Origin of the sequence: Novosphingobium sp. UBA6272, from assembly GCF_002440635.1 — a bacterium.
Lineage (GTDB): Bacteria > Pseudomonadota > Alphaproteobacteria > Sphingomonadales > Sphingomonadaceae > Novosphingobium.
Window position 1 is genome coordinate 147816 of record NZ_DJUW01000026.1, and the last position, 20142, is coordinate 167957.

At 63.9% G+C, this 20142-nt stretch carries 20 protein-coding genes; 13 read left to right on the forward strand and 7 right to left on the reverse strand.

What is annotated here, in order from left to right:
• Window positions 1-34: 34 nt before the first annotated feature.
• From tyrS to B2V17_RS12095, 6 genes are all read left to right on the forward strand, one after another.
• Window positions 35-1258 (forward strand): tyrosine--tRNA ligase, encoded by a 1224-nt coding sequence (gene tyrS, locus B2V17_RS12070; RefSeq protein ID WP_292998001.1) that lies wholly within the window; start codon window positions 35-37, stop codon window positions 1256-1258.
• Between the two features lie 86 nt (window positions 1259-1344).
• Window positions 1345-1683, forward strand: a complete 339-nt coding sequence (locus B2V17_RS12075; protein ID WP_292998003.1) for a PilZ domain-containing protein — start codon at window positions 1345-1347, stop codon at window positions 1681-1683.
• Window positions 1684-1770: 87 nt separating this feature from the next.
• On the forward strand, window positions 1771-3036 hold the full coding sequence (locus B2V17_RS12080) for an MFS transporter (protein ID WP_292998005.1): 1266 nt from the start codon (window positions 1771-1773) through the stop codon (window positions 3034-3036).
• On the forward strand, window positions 3033-3950 hold the full coding sequence (gene cysK, locus B2V17_RS12085) for a cysteine synthase A (RefSeq protein WP_292998007.1): 918 nt from the start codon (window positions 3033-3035) through the stop codon (window positions 3948-3950). Before B2V17_RS12080 ends, cysK begins: the two co-directional genes overlap by 4 nt.
• Window positions 3947-4651 carry a dienelactone hydrolase family protein gene (locus B2V17_RS12090; RefSeq protein ID WP_292998009.1) on the forward strand — a complete coding sequence of 235 codons (705 nt, stop codon included), beginning with the start codon at window positions 3947-3949 and terminating at the stop codon, window positions 4649-4651. Before cysK ends, B2V17_RS12090 begins: the two co-directional genes overlap by 4 nt.
• A complete protein-coding gene (locus B2V17_RS12095) occupies window positions 4648-5430 on the forward strand; it encodes a TylF/MycF/NovP-related O-methyltransferase (RefSeq protein ID WP_292998011.1) in 783 nt (260 codons plus the stop codon). The genes B2V17_RS12090 and B2V17_RS12095 overlap by 4 nt, the downstream gene beginning before the upstream one ends.
• 9 nt (window positions 5431-5439) lie before the next feature.
• On the opposite strand, the gene B2V17_RS12100 is transcribed toward B2V17_RS12095, so the two are convergent.
• The 4 genes from B2V17_RS12100 to B2V17_RS12115 form a co-directional block, all read right to left on the reverse strand.
• Window positions 5440-7242 (reverse strand): acyl-CoA dehydrogenase C-terminal domain-containing protein, encoded by a 1803-nt coding sequence (locus B2V17_RS12100; protein ID WP_292998013.1) that lies wholly within the window; start codon window positions 7240-7242, stop codon window positions 5440-5442.
• A gap of 23 nt (window positions 7243-7265) precedes the next feature.
• The gene (locus B2V17_RS12105) at window positions 7266-7715 is read right to left on the reverse strand and encodes a MerR family transcriptional regulator (protein WP_292998015.1); all 450 of its coding nucleotides are present in this window, start codon (window positions 7713-7715) and stop codon (window positions 7266-7268) included.
• Window positions 7716-7746: 31 nt separating this feature from the next.
• Complete coding sequence (hisI, locus tag B2V17_RS12110; protein ID WP_292998017.1) at window positions 7747-8124, reverse strand: phosphoribosyl-AMP cyclohydrolase; 378 nt, start codon at window positions 8122-8124, stop codon at window positions 7747-7749.
• Window positions 8125-8374: 250 nt separating this feature from the next.
• Complete coding sequence (locus B2V17_RS12115; protein WP_292998019.1) at window positions 8375-9118, reverse strand: ComF family protein; 744 nt, start codon at window positions 9116-9118, stop codon at window positions 8375-8377.
• A 52-nt stretch (window positions 9119-9170) separates the two neighbouring features.
• Between B2V17_RS12115 and B2V17_RS12120 the strand changes: the two genes are divergently transcribed.
• Window positions 9171-9911 (forward strand): methyltransferase domain-containing protein, encoded by a 741-nt coding sequence (locus B2V17_RS12120; RefSeq protein ID WP_292998021.1) that lies wholly within the window; start codon window positions 9171-9173, stop codon window positions 9909-9911.
• Here B2V17_RS12120 and ppdK read toward each other — a convergent pair.
• The 3 genes from ppdK to B2V17_RS12135 form a co-directional block, all read right to left on the reverse strand.
• The gene (gene ppdK, locus B2V17_RS12125) at window positions 9908-12598 is read right to left on the reverse strand and encodes a pyruvate, phosphate dikinase (RefSeq protein ID WP_292998023.1); all 2691 of its coding nucleotides are present in this window, start codon (window positions 12596-12598) and stop codon (window positions 9908-9910) included. The genes B2V17_RS12120 and ppdK overlap by 4 nt on opposite strands.
• 243 nt (window positions 12599-12841) lie before the next feature.
• The gene (gene glyS / locus B2V17_RS12130) at window positions 12842-15259 is read right to left on the reverse strand and encodes a glycine--tRNA ligase subunit beta (protein ID WP_292998025.1); all 2418 of its coding nucleotides are present in this window, start codon (window positions 15257-15259) and stop codon (window positions 12842-12844) included.
• A gap of 168 nt (window positions 15260-15427) precedes the next feature.
• Window positions 15428-16351: a glycine--tRNA ligase subunit alpha gene (locus tag B2V17_RS12135; protein WP_292998027.1), complete on the reverse strand. Its 924-nt coding sequence runs from the start codon at window positions 16349-16351 to the stop codon at window positions 15428-15430.
• Window positions 16352-16512: 161 nt separating this feature from the next.
• Here B2V17_RS12135 and B2V17_RS12140 point away from each other — a divergent pair, with 161 nt between their 5' ends.
• The 6 genes from B2V17_RS12140 (at window position 16513) to B2V17_RS12165 (ending at window position 20057) form a co-directional block, all read left to right on the forward strand.
• Window positions 16513-16773, forward strand: coding sequence for a UrcA family protein (locus B2V17_RS12140; protein ID WP_292998029.1), 261 nt, complete (start codon window positions 16513-16515; stop codon window positions 16771-16773).
• Window positions 16774-16879: 106 nt separating this feature from the next.
• Window positions 16880-17377, forward strand: a complete 498-nt coding sequence (locus tag B2V17_RS12145; protein ID WP_292998031.1) for a hypothetical protein — start codon at window positions 16880-16882, stop codon at window positions 17375-17377.
• Window positions 17378-17575, forward strand: a complete 198-nt coding sequence (locus B2V17_RS12150; protein ID WP_292998033.1) for a helix-turn-helix transcriptional regulator — start codon at window positions 17378-17380, stop codon at window positions 17573-17575.
• Complete coding sequence (locus B2V17_RS12155) at window positions 17559-18224, forward strand: hypothetical protein (RefSeq protein ID WP_292998035.1); 666 nt, start codon at window positions 17559-17561, stop codon at window positions 18222-18224. The genes B2V17_RS12150 and B2V17_RS12155 overlap by 17 nt, the downstream gene beginning before the upstream one ends.
• A 50-nt stretch (window positions 18225-18274) precedes the next feature.
• Entirely contained in the window at window positions 18275-19201 is a 927-nt protein-coding gene (locus tag B2V17_RS12160; RefSeq protein WP_292998037.1) for a TraB/GumN family protein, read from the forward strand.
• Window positions 19191-20057, forward strand: a complete 867-nt coding sequence (locus B2V17_RS12165; RefSeq protein WP_292998039.1) for a TraB/GumN family protein — start codon at window positions 19191-19193, stop codon at window positions 20055-20057. Before B2V17_RS12160 ends, B2V17_RS12165 begins: the two co-directional genes overlap by 11 nt.
• The last annotated feature ends 85 nt before the right edge of the window (window positions 20058-20142 follow it).

Consider the following 20142-nt stretch of genomic DNA (forward strand, 5'->3'; position numbering starts at 1 on the left):
CGTGCTAGGCGCCCCCGAAATTCAGAAGGCCGCCATGACCTACACCTCAACCCTGCTTCGCCTGCTCGACGAGCGTGGCTACATTCACCAGACGACTGACGCCGAAGGCCTTGATGCCCTTGCCGCAAAGCAGGTTGTGCCTGGCTATATCGGCTTCGATGCCACCGCGCCATCGCTGCATGTCGGATCGCTGGTTCAGATCATGCTGCTGCGCCGTTTGCAGCAGGCCGGGCACAAGCCGGTGGTGCTGATGGGTGGCGGGACCACGCGGATCGGCGATCCGACCGGGCGCGATGAGAGCCGCAAGATGCTGACCGATGCCACGATCGACGCCAATATCGCCTCGATCCGCACCGTGTTCGAACGCTACCTGACTTTCGGCGACGGGCCCACCGATGCGGTGATGGTCAACAACCACGATTGGCTCGGCCAGCTGGGCTACATCGAATTGCTCCAGGAAGTCGGCACGCACTTCACGGTCAACCGGATGCTGACGTTCGATTCGGTCAAGCTGCGGCTTGAGCGCGAACAGCCGATGACCTTCCTCGAATTCAACTACATGATCCTGCAAGGTTACGATTTCCGGCACCTGGAAAAGGAGATGGGCGTGCGGCTGCAGATGGGCGGCAGCGACCAGTGGGGCAATATCGTCAACGGGATTGACCTGGCGCGCCGGATGGACGGGGTCGAAGTGTTCGGGGTGACCACTCCGCTGCTGACCACGGCCGATGGTGCCAAGATGGGCAAGACCGCCGCCGGCGCGGTCTGGCTTAACGAAGATGCCCTGCCCAGCTATGACTTCTGGCAGTACTGGCGCAACGCTGACGACCGCGACGTCGGCAAGTTCCTGCGGCTGTTCACCGACCTGCCGTTGGGCGAGATTGCCCGGCTCGAGGCGCTCGAAGGCAGCGAGATCAACGCCGCCAAGATCGTGCTGGCCAACGAAGTCACCCGCCTGTGCCGCGGTGGAGAAGCTGCCACGGCGGCGGAAGCGACGGCCTCAGCCACATTCACGGGCGGCGGACTCGGAGCCGATTTGCCGGTCCTGGAAGTCGATTCGGCCGGCATCAGCCTGATCGATGCCTTGGTCGGGATCGGATTCGCCGCCAGTCGAGGCGAAGCCAAGCGCCTGGTGGCGGGTGGCGGGGCGCGCGTCGATGGCGCCGCGCTAACCGACGAAACCGCTCTTATCATGGTGGAAAACGAGATCAGAATTTCTTCCGGTAAGAAGAAGCACGGGATTCTTCGCCGGGTCTGAACTACGGAATTCTCCCGGTTTACCCAATCTTTGCCTTTCGAGTTCATTGTAAGCCTTACTGAGGTTTTTCCGGGAGGCGTGCGCTGATGGGCGCAGGAGCACAACTGACCGTTACCGATCTGCGCCGCGCGGCGCGGCATCCTGTTGATCACAAGGTTATCGGCGAGCACCGCCGCCTTGGCGACGTGCACCTGCATATCGTCAACCTCTCGGCGCATGGTTTCATGGCGTCGGGCAAAGTCGATATGGAACGCGGCGAGCGCGTCGTGATCCGCTTGCCGGAAATTGGCCGGATCGAAGCGCACCTGATCTGGGCAGCTGAAGGCCGCGCCGGGTTCCAGTTCGAACGAATCATTCGCTTTGACGATTTCATGCGGATGATCGACACGATCCAGCCCAACCCACGCCTCCGTCGCAGCCGGTAAGCTTACCGGGGCGTTGATAGCTCCGGTATCAACACCCAAAACTTCTGACCGCTTGGCAAGAGCCCGGTGCGCTGCCATTCCAATGGAATGCATGCACCAACACACCCCTTGCAGGTCCGTGACTATCGCCTGATCTGGCTTGCTCGCTTCATCAACACGGCAGCCACGACTGCAATGGTTGTTGTGATTGGGGCTCAGGTCTACCAACTCGCCAGGCAACAATATGGAATGAGCGAAGGCGAAGCTGCCTTCTTGCTCGGCCTGCTTGGCTTGATCCAGTTTGTTCCGTTCCTGCTGCTGACTCCGATTGCCGGGGTTTTGGCTGACCGAATGGATCGCCGACACCTTGCCGCGCTGGCTGTTTCGGTTGACCTCACGATTGGCCTGGCGTTGGCTGCAGCCAATACTTGGAATTTCCTTTCGCTTCCGCTGCTGTTCGCGCTCGCCGCCTGCTATGGCGCGGCACGGGTGTTTATTGGCCCGGCGATCAGTGCAATTACCCCCAATGTGGTTCCGGCCGAATTGCTGCCCAAGGCGATTGCTACCAGCTCGATCGCCTGGCAATCCGCTGCGGTGATTGGACCGGCGCTTGGCGGTTTCCTGCTCGCCGAAGATCCCGCGATGCCCTATTGGTTTGCATCGGCAATGCTGGTGCTTGGAATAGGCTCGCTTCTCGCTATCCGCCACCGCGCACCTCCCGCAGCCGAGGCGGATCACCCGCTGAAATTGATGGGCGAAGGGGCCAAATTCGTCTGGCGCGAGCGCTTTTTGCTGGGCTGTGTAACGCTCGATCTGTTCGCCGTGCTGCTCGGTGGGGCAACCGCGATGCTGCCGGCATTTGCCTATGACGTGCTCCATGTTGGCGACGAAGGCCTGGGCCTGCTTCGTGCTGCACCGGCGGCCGGGGCCATGTTGATGGCAATTTGGCTGGGCTTCCGTCCCATCGCCCGTAACGTTGGGGTCAAGATGCTCTGGGCTGTAGCGGTTTATGGCCTCGCCACGCTGATATTCGGCCTGTCGACCAGCTTCCCGCTTAGCATGGCGATGCTGGCGCTGCTCGGCGCTGCGGATGCGATCTCCGTGTTCATCCGCAACACATTGGTGCAACTCAACACACCGGACGAAATGCGAGGGCGGGTTTCTTCGATCTCCGGGCTCGCGATTTCCGCATCCAACGAATTGGGTGAGATGCAGTCTGGCCTGGCAGCCGCGTTTCTGGGGGCGGTTGGCGCAGTTGCGCTTGGCGGCGCCGGGGCTATCTTGGTCACTGCCATCTGGGCAGTGCTTTTCCCTGAACTCATCCGGGCGAAGACCTTCGCCCCCCAGTATCGACAAAAGGACCCGTCCCCATGAAGGCTGACAGCATCCTCGCCACCATCGGCAATACCCCGCACATCCGCCTCTCGCGCCTGTTCCCGGATCACGAAGTGTGGATCAAGGCCGAACGCGCCAATCCGGGCGGTTCGATCAAGGACCGCATTGGCCTGGCCATGATCGAGGCCGCGGAACAGGATGGCAGCCTCAGGCCCGGCGGCACGATTGTCGAACCAACCAGCGGCAACACCGGGATCGGGCTCGCCATGGCGGCGGCCGTCAAGGGTTACAAGCTGGTGCTGGTCATGCCCGAATCGATGTCGATCGAGCGGCGCCGCCTGATGCTGGCCTATGGCGCAACCTTCGATCTGACCCCGCGCGAAAAGGGCATGAAGGGCGCAATCGAGCGGGCCCATGAACTGATCGCCAGCACGCCCGGATCGTGGATGCCGCAGCAGTTTGAAAATCCCGCCAATATAGCGGTTCACGTTCGCACAACTGCACAGGAAATCTATGCAGACTTTGCCGATAGCCCGATCGACGCGCTGATCACCGGGGTCGGCACTGGCGGCCACCTCACGGGCTGCGCCGAATTCCTCAAGGTCAAGTGGCCGGCGATGAAAGCCTGGGCAGTGGAACCCAGCCTCTCCCCGGTTATTTCGGGCGGCCAGCCGGCCCCGCACCCGATCCAGGGCATCGGCGCCGGCTTCATTCCGGCCAACCTCCACACCCAGGCGATCGACGGTGCGATCCAGGTCGATCCTGCTGACGCCAAGGAAATGGCTCGGCTCTGCGCCACCAAGGAAGGCATGCTGGTCGGGATCAGTTCCGGCGCCACGCTCGCCGCCATCAAGCAGAAGCTGGCCGAACTGCCCGCAGGCAGCCGCGTTCTCGGCTTCAACTACGATACTGGTGAGCGGTACCTTTCGGTGCCGGACTTCCTGCCCGAATGAGCGCCTTCACCAGGATCGACTACCGCGACGGGGAAACTCCGCTTTCCGGCCTGCACCTCCGCCCGGCCGGCAAGGCGCGGGCAGCCGTCGCCGTCTTTCCTACCTTCATGAACGTGACACCGGGGGTTGAAGACAAGGCGCGCGCACTGGTCGAAGCGGGCTACGCAGTGCTGATCGCCGATTTTTACGGACCCGAGACCCCGCACGACTTCGAATCGGCCAACGCAGTGATGATGCGGCTGAGAGCCGATCCTGCGGCCATGCGCGTGCGCTTGAAAGCCACGCTCGATGCACTTCGCCAGCTCGAGCCAGACCTGCCGATGGCGGCGATCGGCTTCTGCCTCGGCGGCATGGCGGTGCTCGAACTGGCGCGCGACGGGCAGGATCTGGCGGCTGTTGTCAGCTTCCACGGTCTGCTGCAATCGCCCCTGCCGGCGAACCAGCCCATCCCTGCCCGCGTTCTGGTCTGCCACGGCGACATCGACTTTCTCGTCCCGCGCAGCCATGTGCTGGCGTTCTGGGAGGAGATGGACCAGGTCGGAGCGGACTGGCATTTCCATAGTTATGCCGGGGTGGATCACGGTTTCACCAACCGCCTGCGCCCCGATGCCACGCCCAATCCGTCATACAACGCCAGCGCCGACCGCCAGAGCTGGGCAGCGATGCTCGGCCTGTTTGACGAGACCTTTCCGTCGCCATGAGCGGTGATCCAGACCTGATGCGTGAGGCTTACCTCGATCTGATCAAGCGCACGGTCACAAACTATATCCAGCTTGGCGACGAACTACCGCTCGGTCGCTTTCACAGTGCCGGCTTCTATGATCCGAAGGCCTCGGAATGGACGATCCCGCCCATTGCCCGGCCGCGGACCTTGCAGAATGTCCACCAACTCGAACTGATCGAGCAGCAGTTCGACCGGATAACGGCCGAAGGGATAACTGGGGACCTGATCGAGGCCGGGGTGTGGCGCGGCGGTGCGATCATTTTCATGCGTGCCTTGCTCAAAGCTCACGGCGTAACCGATCGTCAGGTCATCGCCGCTGACAGTTTCGCCGGTATCCCGCTAAGCGCCAAATTCAAGCACGACACCGTCAATTCGTGGACCGACCGCTGGGAAGCCAGCCTGCCGGAAGTCCGGGCCGCGATCGCCCGGTTCGGGCTGCTTGATGAGCAGGTCGAACTGCTCGAAGGCTATTTCGCCGATACGCTGCCGGGATTGGCCGGGCGCACGCTCGCACTGATCCGGCTCGATTCGGATTCGCTCGAATCAACCGAGACTTCGCTCCAATACCTCTATCCACTTCTCAACCGCGGCGGGGCGGTGATGATCGACGACTGGCACCTGATCGGCTGTCGCATCGCGGTCGACAACTACCGCAAGAAGAACAAGCTGGCCGGCGAAGTACAGGTGACCGCCGGCAATGCCTGGTGGATCAAGCAGGAAGAACGGGGCTTCCCCGGCCCACCGGCTGGGGAATAGCGACCCGCCTTACGCCGTCGCGAAAGCCTCGACCGGCAGTTCCATCATTGCGGCGCAGCCCGCCTCGATCTTGCGGCGCAGTGCGCCAGCATCGGGGACAAACCGCTCACCAAAATAACGGGCGGTGACCAGCTTGGCTTCGTAGAAAGCCTTGTCCTCGCTGCCCGCTGCCAGTGCATCGGCGGCAGTTGTGCCCATCTTCAGCCAGATCAGCCCCAGCGCGACGATTCCCATGATGTGCATGTAGTGGTGCGCGCCGGCGCCGACGTTGTTTGGGTTGGTCATGCCGTTCTGCATGAACCACATGGTCGCGGCCTTGAGCTCACCATTGGCCTTTTCAACCTGCCCGGCCAGCCCGGCCAGCTCAGGTCGGTCCTTGGCAGCAGCGCATGCTGAGTCGACTTCGGCGAAAAACGCTTGAACCGCGCGGCCACCGTGCATGGCCAGCTTTCGTCCGACCAGGTCCATCGCCTGGACACCGTTGGCACCTTCATAGATCTGGGTGATCCGGCAATCGCGGACGAACTGGCTCATCCCCCATTCCTCGATGAACCCGTGCCCGCCAAACACCTGCTGCATGTTTACGCAGGTATCGAAACCCTTGTCGGTGCCGTAGCCTTTGATCACCGGGGTCAGCAGGCTGATAAGGTCGTCCGCCATCTGGCGATCTTCCTCACTCGCCGCCTTGTGCGAAAGATCAACCTGCAGTGCACCCCACAGGCAGAGGCCGCGCATTCCTTCGGTAAAGGCCTTGGCATCCATCAGCATGCGGCGGATATCGGGATGGACGAACAGCGGATCGGCCTTCTCGCCCGGTTCCGCAGCACCTGTCAGCGCACGGCCCTGACGGCGTTCGGCAGCATATTTGACCGCGTTCTGATAGGCCGCTTCGGCCTGCGACAATCCCTGAATGCCGACGCCCAGGCGGGCAGCGTTCATCATGATGAACATCGCGGCGAGCCCCTTGTTCTCCTCGCCGACCATCCAGCCTTTTGCGCCGTCGTAATTCATCACGCAGGTGGCATTGCCGTGGATGCCCATCTTGTGCTCGATTGAGCCGCAGGACACGGCGTTGCGCTCGCCCAGCGAGCCGTCATCGTTGACCAGAACCTTGGGAACAATGAACAGCGAAATCCCCTTGGTGCTGTCCGGCGCGTCCGGGGTCTTGGCCAGAACCAGGTGAATGATGTTCTCGGTCAGGTCATGCTCGCCGGCCGAGATGAAGATCTTGGTGCCGGTGATCGCATAGGACCCGTCGGGATTGGGCACGGCGCGGGTGCGGATCAGGCCAAGATCGGTGCCGCAGTGCGGCTCGGTCAAGTTCATCGTGCCCAGCCATTCGTTGGCAATCATCCTGGGCAGGTACTTGGCCTGCTGTTCGGGGCTGCCCTTGACCAGGATCGAGGAAATCGCCCCTGCGGTCAGGCCAGGGTACATCCCCCAGGCCTGGTTGGCCGAGGCGGTGAACTCTTCCGCCACCATTCCCAGCACGTGCGGCATGCCCTGACCGCCGAACTCTTCCGGTGCCGACAAAGTCCCCCAGCCCGCTTCACGGAACTGCGCATGCGCTTCCTTGAAACCTTTGGGCGTGGTTACCGTGCCATCCTGATGCCGAGTGCAGCTTTCCTGATCGCCGGAGAGATTCAGCGGCGCCAGGACTTCGGAGCAGAACTTGCCACATTCCTCCACCACCGCGTCGATAATATCGGCGCTGGCGTTCTCGAAACCAGGAAGACCGGAGTACTCTTCCAGCTTCAGAACTTCATTGATCACGAATCGGGTGTCGCGCGTCGGCGCCTTGTAGATCGGCATGGGATCGTTCCTTGGTTGTGCGATCAGGCCTTGCGGGCCGTCAGGTCGATATTCTCGACCAGATTGATGAAATTGGTCAGCTCCGCGATGGCCGCGTCGAGATCGGCGCGCTGCTGGCTGAGCCGGCCGACCTTTTCCTTGCAGCGCTGCACGGTCACCCGGCGTTGCTCGACCCGCCCGTCCCCCAGATCGTAGAGATCGATCATCTCCTTGATCTCGGTCAGGCTGAAACCGACGTTCTTGGCGCGCAGGATCCAGGCCAGACGGGCCCGGTCACGCTTCGAATAGACCCGGTTGAGCCCGATCCGGGCCGGGGCGATCAGGCCCTCATCCTCGTAGAAGCGCAGCGCGCGGGCGGTAACCCCGAACTCTCCGGTCAGATCCGAGATCGAGAAGTGTTCGCGCTGCAGCGCATCGGGCGTGTCGATATGGGCGCCATCATGCGCGGTCGGGCTGTCGAGGAGCTGTTCCATGCACGGAAATTAGCTTACCTTTACGTAAGCGTCAATCTTGCAAGCGAACCAGAGCCCCATCCTGGATCCGGCGATAAAAGCAGGTAACCGCGCCGGTATGGCAAGCTGGACCGTGCGGTTCGCAGATCATCACCAGTGCATCCTGATCGCAATCGACTCGAAGTTCGATAACTTTCAGCACGTGGCCCGTACTCTCACCCTTCTTCCACAAGCGCCCGCGCGAGCGCGAATGGAAGTGGGCAAAACCAGTTTCCAGCGTCGCATCGAGCGCCTCGCGATCGAGAAAGGCGACCATCAGCACCTCGCGGGTAGCGAAATCGATTACCACGCCGGTCAAAAGCCCCTGCCCGTCGAACTTCGGCAAGAAGGCGGTTCCGGCCTCACGGTCGCTGGCATCAATGCTGCTCATTTCGCTCCCTTGTTGCAAGATAACCACATGTGTCGAGCAAAAAAGCGCGCGATTGCGCAAGGCACTTTTCAACGGTCGCAGATTCGGTGATTGGGAGCCTGCGGAAGGCCGAAGGCCAGGTTCAGGGACCGCCGCATGAGGAATTTGGGCGAGGCAGACCGAAGGGGGGTCTGCCGAACCGCACAAAGCGGAAGCCTTATGAGTTTCGTCACGAGATCGCCCGGAACTTCGGTTCCGGGCGTTTTCGTTTTCAGACCAGATCGAGCGCCTCATCGAGCACCCGCGCGAAGCAGGCAATCCGGACCTGCTTTGCGCCGCCGCGCTTGAGCGCCGAGACGCAGGCGCTGGTGGTTGCCCCGCTGGTCAGCACATCGTCGACCAACACGATCCGGGCGCCGCGAATCGCCGCCTCCCGCCGTGGGTTAAGCGCAATTGCGCCGGACAGCGCCCGCGCCCGCGCCGCCTTGCCCAATCCGCCCAGCGTCGGTGTTTGCTTGCGCCGGACCAGACCATCGACCAGCAGCTCTGCGCCGCGTGCGCGGGCGAGTTCTACAGCCAGCAAAGCCGCCTGGTTGAACCCGCGCCGCCACAGCCGCCAGCGGTGTAGCGGGACCGGCACAACTGCCCAGCCCGGCCCGATCTCCTCGGGCAACTGTGCCAGCATCAGCCGCGCCAGCAGCGGGGCTAGCGCGATCCGGTGTCCGTGTTTCAGCGCCAGGATCAGCTTGCGCGAGGCATCGTTGTAGAGCGTGCCCGCTGCGATCCCGTCATGACGCGGCGGATCGGCCAGACACGGCGCACAGACTGTTCCCGCCGCCATGCCGTCACCCAGCGGGCGCTGGCACGTTGGGCAGCTCGGTTCGCCCGGAATGGCCAGCTCGCTCCAGCAGGCTGCGCACAGGCCCGACTGCGCGGCAAGTCCTTCGCCGCACAGCGGGCAGCGCGGGGGGAACAGCAGGTCGGCGACCGGGACGAGGAGCGGGTGCAACTGCATCGTCCTGCGGTATCGCTTGCGCGGGCGCGCGGTGCAAGGCAGGGCTGGCCACGTGACCCAGCCCGCCCCGCCCGAAGTGTTCTCTCCCGCTCGCCGCCGCGCGCGGCATGCCCGTCACCTGGCCGCAGCACGGGCGGGCCACACGCCGGACTACCTGATCGCCGATATGGTCGAAGACGTGATCGAACGTCTCGGCTTTCTGCGGGTCGAGCCGCGCCGCGCGCTGGTGATCGGTGACTGGACCGGTGCTCTGGCAAGTTGGCTGACGACACAGGGTGCGGAAGCAGTCAGCGCCGATGCTCTGGATTTCGATCAGGAACGCCCCTTCCCCTTCGCCGGGTTCGATCTGATTGCCAGCCTCGGCATGCTCGATACCGCCAACGACCTGCCCGGCGCGCTGATCCACATTCGCAGTGCCCTCGCACCTGGCGGTCTGGCGCTGGCCAGCTTTGTCGGCGCAGGCAGCCTGCCGGCCCTGCGCGCAGCGATGCTCGAGGCCGATGGCGACCGCCCCGCGCCGCGGCTGCACCCGATGGTAGACGTTCGCGCCGGCGGTCAGCTGCTCCAGCGCGCCGGCTGGGGCGATCCGGTGGTCGACAGCCGCAGCCTGGCGGTACGCTTTTCCTCGCTCGACCGGCTCGTCGCGGATCTGCGCAGCCAGGGACTGTCGAACTGCCTGTCCCGCTCTGGCCCGCCGCTGACCCGCGCCGCGCGCGAGCGGGCCCGGGCCGCGTTCGGCACCGGCACGGTCGAGAGCTTCGAAATCCTGACGCTGAGCGGCTGGAAGCGCTAGCGCAGCGCCGCCTGCGCCGCCGCGAGCCGGGCAATCGGCACACGGTAGGGACTGGCCGAAACGTAATCGAGCCCGATCTTTTCGCAGAACGCGATCGAGGCCGGATCGCCGCCATGCTCGCCGCAGATGCCCAGCTTGATATCGGGCCGGGTCGCGCGGCCGCGTTCGGCAGCGAGCTCGACCAGCTGGCCAACCCCTTCGATATCGAGGCTGACGAACGGATCGCGGGCGAAGATCCCCTTTTCGACATAGGGGCCCAGGAACCGCCCGGCATCGTCGCGGCTGACGCCGAGTGTAGTCTGGGTCAGATCATTGGTGCCGAACGAGAAGAACGCGCCTTCCTCGGCGATTTCCCCGGCCATCAGCGCTGCACGCGGCAGTTCGATCATGGTTCCGACCTGGTAGTCCAGCGTGCGGCCCTTTTCGGCGAAGACCGCTGTGGCGGTCCTGTCGACCAGCGCCTTGAGGATCGCCAGTTCCTTGCGGGTCGCGACCAGCGGGATCATCACTTCCGGCACCGGCGGTTCGCCGCTCTGCGCGGCAACGTCGCAGGCAGCCTCGAAGATCGCGCGGGCCTGCATCTCGTAGATTTCGGGGAAGGTGATCCCCAGACGGCAGCCGCGGTGGCCGAGCATCGGGTTGAATTCGTGCAGTTCGCCCGCGCGGCGCTTGAGCGTATCCACCCCGATCCCGATCATGTCCGACAGTTCGGCGAATTCCGCATCGGCGTGCGGCAGGAATTCGTGCAGCGGTGGGTCGAGCAAGCGGATCGTGACCGGCAGGCCGACCATGACCTCGAAGATCGAGTGGAAATCGGCGCGCTGTTCGGGCAGCAGCTTGGCCAAGGCGGCGCGGCGCCCGGCCTCGTCCTCGGCCAGGATCATCTGGCGCACCGCCGCGATCCGGGTGCTGTCGAAGAACATGTGCTCGGTCCGGCACAGCCCGACGCCTTCCGCGCCGAACTGTCGCGCGGTGCGGCAATCGGCCGGGGTTTCGGCATTGGTGCGCACTTTCATCCGGCGGTGCTGGTCGGCCCAGCCCATCAGCACCCCGAAATCGCCGACCAGCTCGGGCTCGATCGTGGGGACGTGGCCGAACATCACTTCGCCGGTGGTGCCGTCGAGGGTGATCTGGTCGCCTTCCTTCAGCTCGCGCCCGCCGATCCGCAGGGTCCGGCTGGCCATGTCGATCGACACTGCCGAAGCCCCGGAAACGCAGGGCCGACCCATGCCGCGGGCGACCACGGCGGCGTGTGATGTCATGCCGCCACGGGCGGTCAGGATGCCGCGCGCGGCGTGCATCCCGTGGATGTCCTCGGGGCTGGTCTCAACCCGGACCAGGATCACGGCGTCGCCGCGCTCGGCCAGGTTCTGGGCGCTATCGGCATCGAGCACGATCGCCCCCGAAGCCGCGCCCGGGCTGGCCGGCAGGCCCACCGTCAGCACATCGCGGGTGGCCGCGGGATCGAGCGTGGGGTGGAGCAACTGGTCGAGCGCCATCGGATCGACCCGCAGGATCGCGGTCTTCTCGTCGATCAGGCCTTCGTGGGTCATGTCGACCGCCATCTTGAGCGCGGCCTTGGCGGTGCGCTTGCCGCTGCGGGTCTGGAGCATCCACAGGTGCCCGCGCTCGACCGTGAATTCGATGTCCTGCATGTCGCGGTAGTGCTTTTCGAGCAGCTCGAACACTGCGGCGAGTTCGGCATAGGCCGCGGGCATCGCCTCTTCCATCGACAGCGGCTTGGCCCCGGCCCGCTCGCGGCTGGCCCTGGTCAGGTACTGCGGGGTGCGGATCCCGGCGACGACGTCCTCGCCCTGGGCGTTGACCAGCCATTCGCCGTAATAGGCCTTTTCGCCGGTCGCAGGATCGCGGGTGAAAGCGACCCCGGTGGCGCTGGTATCGCCCATGTTGCCGAAGACCATGGCCTGGACGTTGACCGCGGTGCCCCAATCGCCCGGAATGTCGTTGAGCCGGCGGTAGACCTTGGCCCGGTCCGAATCCCAGCTGTCAAACACTGCGCGGATCGCGCCCCACAGCTGTTCGTTGACATCCTGCGGGAACGGACGGCCGAGCGTTTCCTCGACGATCCCGGCATATTCCCGGACCAGCTTCTGCCAGTCATCGGCCTGCATCTCGACATCGGCATAATAGCCCTGGTCTTCCTTGGCGATTTCCAGCGCGTCTTCGAACAGGTGGTGGTCGATACCGAGCACCACGTCGGAGTACATCTGGATGAAGCGGCGGTAGCTGTCCCAGGCGAAGCGGGCATCGCCCGAACTCGCCGCCAGCCCTTCAACGGTCGCATCGTTGAGGCCAAGGTTGAGCACGGTATCCATCATCCCGGGCATCGAGACCCGCGCGCCCGAGCGGACCGAGACCAGCAGCGGATCGGCTGCATCACCGAACTTCTTGCCGACCGCCGCCTCGATATGGCCCAGCGCCGCCGCGACATCGGCCTTCACCGCGTCATCGAAGTCAGGCCGCTCACCCTGAGCTTGTCGAAGGGCGCCTTGGGCGAGATAGCGGACGCATTCTTCGGTGGTGATGGTGAAGCCCGGCGGGACCGGAAGGCCGATCCCGGCCATTTCGGCGAGGTTGGCGCCCTTGCCGCCGACAATCGTCTTGTCGCGGCTGCGCGGATCGTCGCTGCGGGCATTGCCACCGAATGTGAATACGTATGAAGTCATGGTTTTCCGCCGTTTCCATGAACCGGCGACTCGGTGGCCGGTGCCCTTTGGCCCCTAACCCCCATTGTGCAATGCAGCAAGGTGCGGCTGCTGATTGATTTTTGCCATAAGCCAGACCGGATCGAAGGTCCGAACCTGACAAAGTTGACAGGGTCCAGGCGGCGGAAAAAACTTTCCGTCGCCCTGTGTCTCCCCCCGTCACCCTGTGTCACCTTGCGGTGACTTGGGTCAGCCTTCGATGTGTCAGCCTTCAATCCGCGAGAAATCGGCCACGCCGTGCACCGCATTGCGCAACTGCGCGAGCAGCGAGAGGCGGTATTGGCGCTTGGCGGGATCGGCATCGTTGACGGTGACCTGGTCGAAGAACGCATCGATCGGCGCGCGCAGGCTGGCCAGCGCCGACATCGCCCCGGCAAAGTCCTCCGCCGCGACCGCCGAAGCCGCCGTGGGCCCCGCCGCCGCGAGCGCGTCGATCAGATCCTTTTCCGCAGGTTCGGGGGTGTAGGAAAGCACAAAAGCCCCTTCCCTTGAGGGAAGGGGTTGGGGATGGGTGTTCGACGCCGGAGATGTGGCACCCCCCACCCCCAGCCCCTCCCCCTCGGGGAGGGGAGTTTTCTTGAGGATATTGGCGGCGCGCTTGTACCCGGCCAGCAGGTTGGCGCCGTCCTCGGTCCCGACAAAGGCCTGGAGCGCATGGACCCGCGCGAGCAGCCGGACGAGATCGTCCTCGCCGCCCAGCGCGAACACCGCGTCGATCAGGTCGTGACGGACACCGGCTTCGCGTTGCTGAACCTTGAGGCGGTCGGCGAGGAACTGGTCCAAGTGTCGGGCATTTTGTTCACCCGCCTCAATCAGTTCACGCTGCTTTTGATCCTTGGCTTCCTGTGCGGCGCCAGCCAATACTGGTCGAAGTTCTTCAGCGAATTTGCGCGATTGAATTGCCCAAAAATCTTCCTCGAACGGGATGGCTTGCTGCCAAGCGATATTTTGAATTTGAAGGACCATTGCCGTTTGGAACGGCTCCGTGACACCGATCCGCATTCGGTTCTCGAGTATAATGCGGATGATACCTAGCATTGCACGACGGAGCGCAAACGGATCCTTTGAGCCCGTTGGCCTTTCATCGATCAGGAAGAACCCAACCAACGTATCCAGCTTATCCGCCAAACTCACCGCCACCGTCACCGGCGCGGTCGGTACGTCATCGCCCTGCCCGACCGGCTTGTAGTGATCGCGGATCGCGTCGGCGACGGCGTCGGGCAGGCCCTCGGCGCGGGCGTAGTAGCCGCCCATCAGGCCTTGCAGTTCGGGGAACTCGCCGACCATTTCGGTGACGAGGTCGGCCTTGCACAGGCGGGCGGCGAGTTCGGCCATATCCGCCAAACTCTCCGTCGCCCCGGCGAAGGCCGGGGCTTGGCTTTTCTTATCGGCCTCTGGGTTGTCCGCATCCGTGGACAAGGAAGCCAAGCCCCGGCCTTCGCCGGGGCGACGAGTGGAGTTGGTTGCGAGGGCAACATCTGAGCCGACGATTCCTTCCTCAACCAGCCACCGGGCCAGCTTGGCCACCCGCTCGACCTTGTCGGCAACGGTGCCAAGCTTTTCGTGGAAGGTAATCCGCTCCAGCTTCTTCGCCTGCTGCGCCAGCGGCACCTTGCGGTCCTGCTCCCAGAAGAACCGCGCGTCGCTGAGCCGCGCCGCCAGCACCTTGCGGTTGCCGTCGACAATCGCCGCGCCGCCATCGGTCGCGGTGATGTTGGCGGTGCAGACGAAGGCATTGGCCAATTTGCCCGCCGCGTCGGTGCACACGAAATATTTCTGGTTTGTCCGCGCGGTTAGCTGGATCACTTCAGGCGGTACATCAAGAAAGGCCGGATCAAACCGGCCCAGCAGCGGCGTGGGCCATTCGGTCAGCCCGGCATTCTCGATCACCAGCCCCTCGTCCTCGACCAGTGTGAGCCCGGCGTCGGCGGCAGCCTTGGCGGCTTCGGCGCGGATCAGGTCCTGGCGCTGGGCGTGGTCGACGATCACATGGGCGGCGCGCAGCTTGTCGGCGTAGTCATCCACACCGTCGATGCCGATCTCGCCTTCCGCGTGGAAGCGGTGGCCCACTGTGGTACGGCCTGCGGCGATCCCGCCGACTTCGCAGTCCACCACCGCGCCATCGAGCAGCGCGACGATCCCCGAAAGCGGGCGTACCCAGCGCAGGCTCTCGCTGGAAAGCGAGGCCGCGCCCCAGCGCTGGCTCTTGGGCCAGGGGAAGGCGCGGACGATTGAGGGGATCGCTTCGGCCAGCACTTCGGCAGTGGCGCGGCCGGGCTTTTCGGTGATGGCGTAGAGCACCCCGTCGCGCTCGACCAACTGGTCTTCGCTGAGGCCAGTCTTGCGCAGGAAGCCCTCGAGCGCTTGCGGCGGCGCGCCGACGCGCGGGCCCTTCAGCTCTTCGCTGACGGCGGCGGTTGCGCTGGGCAAGCCGCGCGCGATCAGCGCCAGGCGGCGCGGGGTGGACCAGACGGTGATCTCAACTTCAACCCGCTCATCCTGAGCCTGTCGAAGGACGGCATCCATTTCCGTGCGGAACAGCTTCTCCAGATCGGCGCGCGCACCGGCCTGCATCCGGGCGGGGATTTCCTCGCAGCGGAGTTCGAGGAGGAAGTCAGACATAAAGGTCCTCTCCATTTTGCGAAGCCAAATGGGGAGGTGGCAGACGCGAAGCGGCTGACGGAGGGGTAAAGCGGCAGGGCAGAGACCCCTCCGTCACGGCCTTCGGCCGCGCCACCTCCCCATTTGTGGCATTCGCCAAAAATGGAGAGGATCGACTGGCGGCCCCGCTCACAGCACCCACTCCGGAAAATCCTTCGCCCACTGATCCTTGTTCTTCTCGATCCAGGCTTGCGCCGATCCCTTGGCGAGATCGCGCACGCGGCCCATGTAGCTCGCCCGTTCCTGGACCGAGATCACGCCGCGGGCCTGCAGCAGGTTGAACAGGTGGCTGGCCTCGATCGCCTGGTCATAGGCGGCGAGTGGAATATCGGCATCGATGCAGCGCTGGCATTCGGCCTCGGCGGCCTGGAAACCTTTGAACAGGCTGTCGGTATCGGCAACCTCGAAGTTGTATTTCGAGAATTCCTGCTCGTTCTTGAGGAACACCTCGCCATAGGTCACCCCGGCCTTGTTGAAGGCGAGGTCATAGACGTTGTCGACGCCCTGGATGTACATCGCCAGCCGTTCCAGCCCATAGGTCAGCTCGCCCGCGACCGGCTTGCAGTCGAACCCGCCCATTTGCTGGAAATAGGTGAACTGGCTGACTTCCATCCCGTCGCACCAGACTTCCCAGCCAAGCCCCCAGGCGCCCAGCGTCGGGCTTTCCCAGTCATCCTCGACGAAGCGGATATCGTGCGCCAGCGGATCGATCCCGATCTCCAGCAGGCTGCCCAGATAGAGCTCCTGGAAGTTCTCCGGGCTCGGCTTCATGATCACCTGGTACTGGTAATAGTGCTGCAGCCGGTTGGGGTTCTCGCCATAGCGGCCATCGGTGGGCCGGCGGCTGGGCTGGACATAGGCGGCGTTCCACGGCTCTGGCCCAAGGCTGCGCAGCGTGGTCGCAGGGTGAAAGGTCCCCGCCCCGACCCGCATGTCATAGGGCTGGAGAATCAGGCAGCCCTGCGCGCTCCAGTAATTGTGAAGCGTGAGGATCATGTCCTGGAAGGAAAGGGCCACGGCGGCCCGATCGTCCTGAGCTTGTCGAAGGGTCATGGCAGCGGCCTTTGGCGGAGAACCCCGCGCAAATCAACCGTTCTGCGGGCATTTCGAGAGCCATGTCAGGTAAGCTTGACATTGTCAGCGAATCACGACATTGTGTAACGCATACCTGACATCTAGACAGGTATACGAGACACCAACCGAGGAGTTGCACCATGATTGTTCGTTCGCTTATCGCTTCGCTTGCCCTGGTCGCCGCTGCCAGCCCTGCCCTTGCCCAGGACGTGGTGAACGTCGAAATCTCGGTTACGGGCCTCGATCTCTCCCAATCGGCTGACCGCGAGCGCTTTGAAACCCGCCTCAAGTCCGCCGCCCGCGACGCCTGCCGGACCGGCTACTTCAGCCCGGGCGCCCGGATCGCAGAACAACGCTGCATCGATGATGTGATTGCCAGCGCGCGCCAGAAGATCGACTGATCCGCTCACGCGGATGGGGCGGCCCGGCACCCTTTGCCCCGCCGGGTCGCCCTTTGCATTGCCCGGCCAAGCCCCTATGCGGGACCCAGTTGGAGAGAGCGCAATCGTGAATACAACCAGAAAGCATTACCGCTATTACGACACGCTGATCGACATCGCTTTCTGGAGCTTTCTGATCCAGTCGATCATTCCGTGGCTGCGATTGCTTGGCCTGACGGATTCCCAGCTCCACGGGGTGTGGAGCACGGTGTCGATGAGCCTGTTCATTGGCACCTGGCTGTTGATCGAATTCCTGATTCTGGCCGGGTTCATGCGCGATGAATATGCTCAGGGGCTGTGGCAGAGGGCCGGAGCCAAGATTGTGAAGCTCTTGACGACTGCATTGCCGCTGATCTTCCTGGCTGCAGTGATATTCCAGGATCAGATTGTCGACTGGCTTCGCACCCAGGCCCCGGATGCGATTCCTTCTGACGTCGGCACCCCGCAGGAGGCAGCGATTCTGGCCCATGCTTCGGGCGCCCTGAAGGTAATTTTCTACACGGCTGTCTACCTGCCCTTCGTGTTCATCTGCCTCTACAAGTGGCAGCGCTGGCGGGATGCCTAGGTGAAGAACAAGCTCAAAGTCCTACGGGCGATGCGCGACTGGAGCCAGGCGGACCTCGCCGAGCGGCTCGACGTATCACGCCAGGCGGTCAACGCGATCGAAACCGGCAAGCACGATCCCTCGCTGCCGCTGGCGTTCCGCATCGCCCGACTGTTCGAAATGCCGATTGAGGAAGTGTTCGATGACACCGACCAATGACACCCCGAAATGGAGCGATGCCTGGCCTGTGCGGCTGGCAATCATCCTGGCACTGGGCGTGGCCCTGATTTTTTCGATCGGCGTAGTGGTGGGCTTTTTCGGCAGCCATTCGGGCACCCGGGTCTCGCCGGGCGATATTCTTGTCGGCGCGCCGGTGGTGCTGTTCGCGGCGCTGATCTGCTGGCTGCTCATTGTCCAGATCCGGCGTCTGGTCGGAATGGACCGAAGGAAAACGGGCCCGCGCACCCGCATGGCCAAGACTTTGTGGACATTCAGCCTGGCGCTGGGCGCGGTGATCGGGGCCGGATTGGTGCTGACCTCCAAGGAGAAAAGCGGCAGTGGCTTTGACGCGACATTCCGCACGCTGCTTTCGGAAAGCGCGATCCCTTCCGGCATCGCGATCGCCTTGTTGCTCGCGCTGGCCATAACCGCGCTGATCACGGTGGTCTATTACCGCAATATCGACGAACACGAACGCGCGGCGCAGGGATTTGCCTCTACGCTGGCGATCAATGTCTACATCCTGGTCACCCTGGCGTGGTGGACCGCCGCAAAAGGCGGGCTGGCCCGGCCCTATGACGCAGCGGCCGCCTTTGTGCTGACCGTGTTCGTCTGGTTCGCCGGCTGGCTCTGGCAGAAATACCGCTAGGCCTGACCGGCAGCCTTGAAACTCACCCCCAAACCGGAAAAGAGCATCCCATGAACCTTCGCAAGCTTTTGATCGCCGCCAGTGCCAGCACTTTTGCCCTGCTCGGCCCGGCTACGATTGCCCAGAACGCCCCCGTTCCTGTTATAAAGGCCGAACCCATTGCGCCTGCTCCGGTTGCCGCCAAACCGGCACTTTGGAAGGTATCTGACAAGGACACCACGATCTACCTGTTCGGCACGGTCCACCTGCTGCCCAAGGGGATCGAGTGGTACAACGGCAAGCTGCAGACCGCATTCGAACGGTCGCAGGAACTGGTCACCGAAATTCCCGAAGTATCGGATGGAGAGAGCATCTCGATGATGCTCAAGCACGGCACCCTGCCTCCCGGCCAGACACTGCGCGACGGGATGAGCCTGGAAGAGAAAGCCAAGTTCGAAGCGGCAATGACCAGCCTGGGCCTGCCTGTGAGTGCGTTTGATCGCTACAAGCCCTGGTTCGCCGCCGTGGCCATAGCCACCCTGCCCCTGCAGAAATCCGGCTACTCGCTCGACAGCGGGGTGGAAAACCAGCTCGGCAAGCGTAACAAGGCACTGGGCCGTCCGCGCACCGGGCTTGAAACGCTCGATTTCCAGCTCGGCATCTTCAATGGCCTGAAGCCGGAAGACCAGAAGCGCTATCTGTTCGAAGTGATCGACGGAATCCCCGAGATCAAGCCGCAGATCGACAAGATGGTGGCGGCTTGGGCCAAGGGCGACGCCAAGGGCCTGGCAGCATTGATGAATGCCGAAACCGACGATCCGGTGCTGTGGGAAGCCCTGCTGACCAATCGCAACCGCAACTGGTCGGTGTGGATCGACAATCGGCTGGATCAGCCCGGGGTGGTCTTTGTCGCGGTGGGCGCCGGACACCTGGGCGGCAAGGATTCGGTCCAGTCGTTCCTCGCCAAGAGCGGGATCAAGGCGGTTCGTGTCCAATAGGCTGATCGCGGCGCTGCTGGCCCTGCTGGCCCTGGCCGGCTGCGCCCGCGCGCCCGAGGTCCATCCGGCGCTGTGGCTGGTCGAAGGACCAAAGGGCGAGAAGGCCTGGCTGTTCGGGACGATCCACGCTTTGCCCGCACCGGTCGAATGGCGCTCCGCCAAAGTCGATGCGGCGTTGAAGGCAGCCGATCGCCTGGTGCTGGAAGTTGCGGACATTACCGACGACGCCAAGACGGCGAAGGCCTTCGCCGACCTGGCCCAGTCACCCGGCCTTCCGCCGCTGGAAGCGCGGGTGCAGCCCGCTCTGCGCGATGATCTGGCCGAAGATCTGGCCGCCGGGGGGCTGAAGCCCGGTTCGCTCGATCCTTATGAGACCTGGGCGGCGGCGCTGATGCTGCAGAACGCCGCGGCCGCAGCAGGCGATAATGACAGCGGCAACGGGATTGACCGCGCCATCGCGCTCGCCTGGCGCGGCCCGATCGAGGAGTTCGAAGGCGCACGGGCACAGCTGGCGATCTTCGACGCCCTGCCCGAAGCCGAGCAACGCGCCCTGCTCGATGCCGTGCTGATCGAGGCAGATGGCCGTGAGGTCCAGCTGCGCGATCTGGAGCAGGCCTGGGCCACCGGAAACATGGACCTGATCGCGCGGGTGACCGACGAAGACTTTGCCAAGGCCCCGGCGCTGCGCGAAGAGTTGCTGGTCGGCCGCAACCGGGCGTGGCTGGGCAAGCTTGAAGCGATGCTGGCCGGCGGCGCGCGGCCATTCGTGGCAGTCGGGGCCGCACATCTGGCGGGGCGCGATGGCCTGCCTGCGATGCTGGCGGCGCGCGGCTGGAAGGTCACCCGGCTGCAATAGCAGCGCCGAGGCCGGGGATTGCTTGCATTTCCCCCACTTTGCCGCTAACGGCCCGCGCTTCCCGTCATGGTCATCCCTGGAGGCG

Bases quoted from the DNA above. Each gene is read 5' to 3' on its own strand.
- B2V17_RS12155 (WP_292998035.1), top strand. From the start codon at position 17,559: ATGACACCGACCAATGACACCCCGAAATGGAGCGATGCCTGGCCTGTG.
- B2V17_RS12160 (WP_292998037.1), top strand. From the start codon at position 18,275: ATGAACCTTCGCAAGCTTTTGATCGCCGCCAGTGCCAGCACTTTTGCC.
- B2V17_RS12140 (WP_292998029.1), top strand. From the start codon at position 16,513: ATGATTGTTCGTTCGCTTATCGCTTCGCTTGCCCTGGTCGCCGCTGCC.
- B2V17_RS12075 (WP_292998003.1), top strand. From the start codon at position 1,345: ATGGGCGCAGGAGCACAACTGACCGTTACCGATCTGCGCCGCGCGGCG.
- B2V17_RS12115 (WP_292998019.1), bottom strand. From the start codon at position 9,118: ATGCAGTTGCACCCGCTCCTCGTCCCGGTCGCCGACCTGCTGTTCCCC.
- cysK (WP_292998007.1), top strand. From the start codon at position 3,033: ATGAAGGCTGACAGCATCCTCGCCACCATCGGCAATACCCCGCACATC.
- B2V17_RS12090 (WP_292998009.1), top strand. From the start codon at position 3,947: ATGAGCGCCTTCACCAGGATCGACTACCGCGACGGGGAAACTCCGCTT.
- hisI (WP_292998017.1), bottom strand. From the start codon at position 8,124: ATGAGCAGCATTGATGCCAGCGACCGTGAGGCCGGAACCGCCTTCTTG.
- glyS (WP_292998025.1), bottom strand. From the start codon at position 15,259: ATGTCTGACTTCCTCCTCGAACTCCGCTGCGAGGAAATCCCCGCCCGG.
- ppdK (WP_292998023.1), bottom strand. From the start codon at position 12,598: ATGACTTCATACGTATTCACATTCGGTGGCAATGCCCGCAGCGACGAT.
- B2V17_RS12100 (WP_292998013.1), bottom strand. From the start codon at position 7,242: ATGCCGATCTACAAGGCGCCGACGCGCGACACCCGATTCGTGATCAAT.
- B2V17_RS12080 (WP_292998005.1), top strand. From the start codon at position 1,771: ATGCATGCACCAACACACCCCTTGCAGGTCCGTGACTATCGCCTGATC.
- B2V17_RS12095 (WP_292998011.1), top strand. From the start codon at position 4,648: ATGAGCGGTGATCCAGACCTGATGCGTGAGGCTTACCTCGATCTGATC.
- B2V17_RS12105 (WP_292998015.1), bottom strand. From the start codon at position 7,715: ATGGAACAGCTCCTCGACAGCCCGACCGCGCATGATGGCGCCCATATC.
- B2V17_RS12135 (WP_292998027.1), bottom strand. From the start codon at position 16,351: ATGACCCTTCGACAAGCTCAGGACGATCGGGCCGCCGTGGCCCTTTCC.
- tyrS (WP_292998001.1), top strand. From the start codon at position 35: ATGACCTACACCTCAACCCTGCTTCGCCTGCTCGACGAGCGTGGCTAC.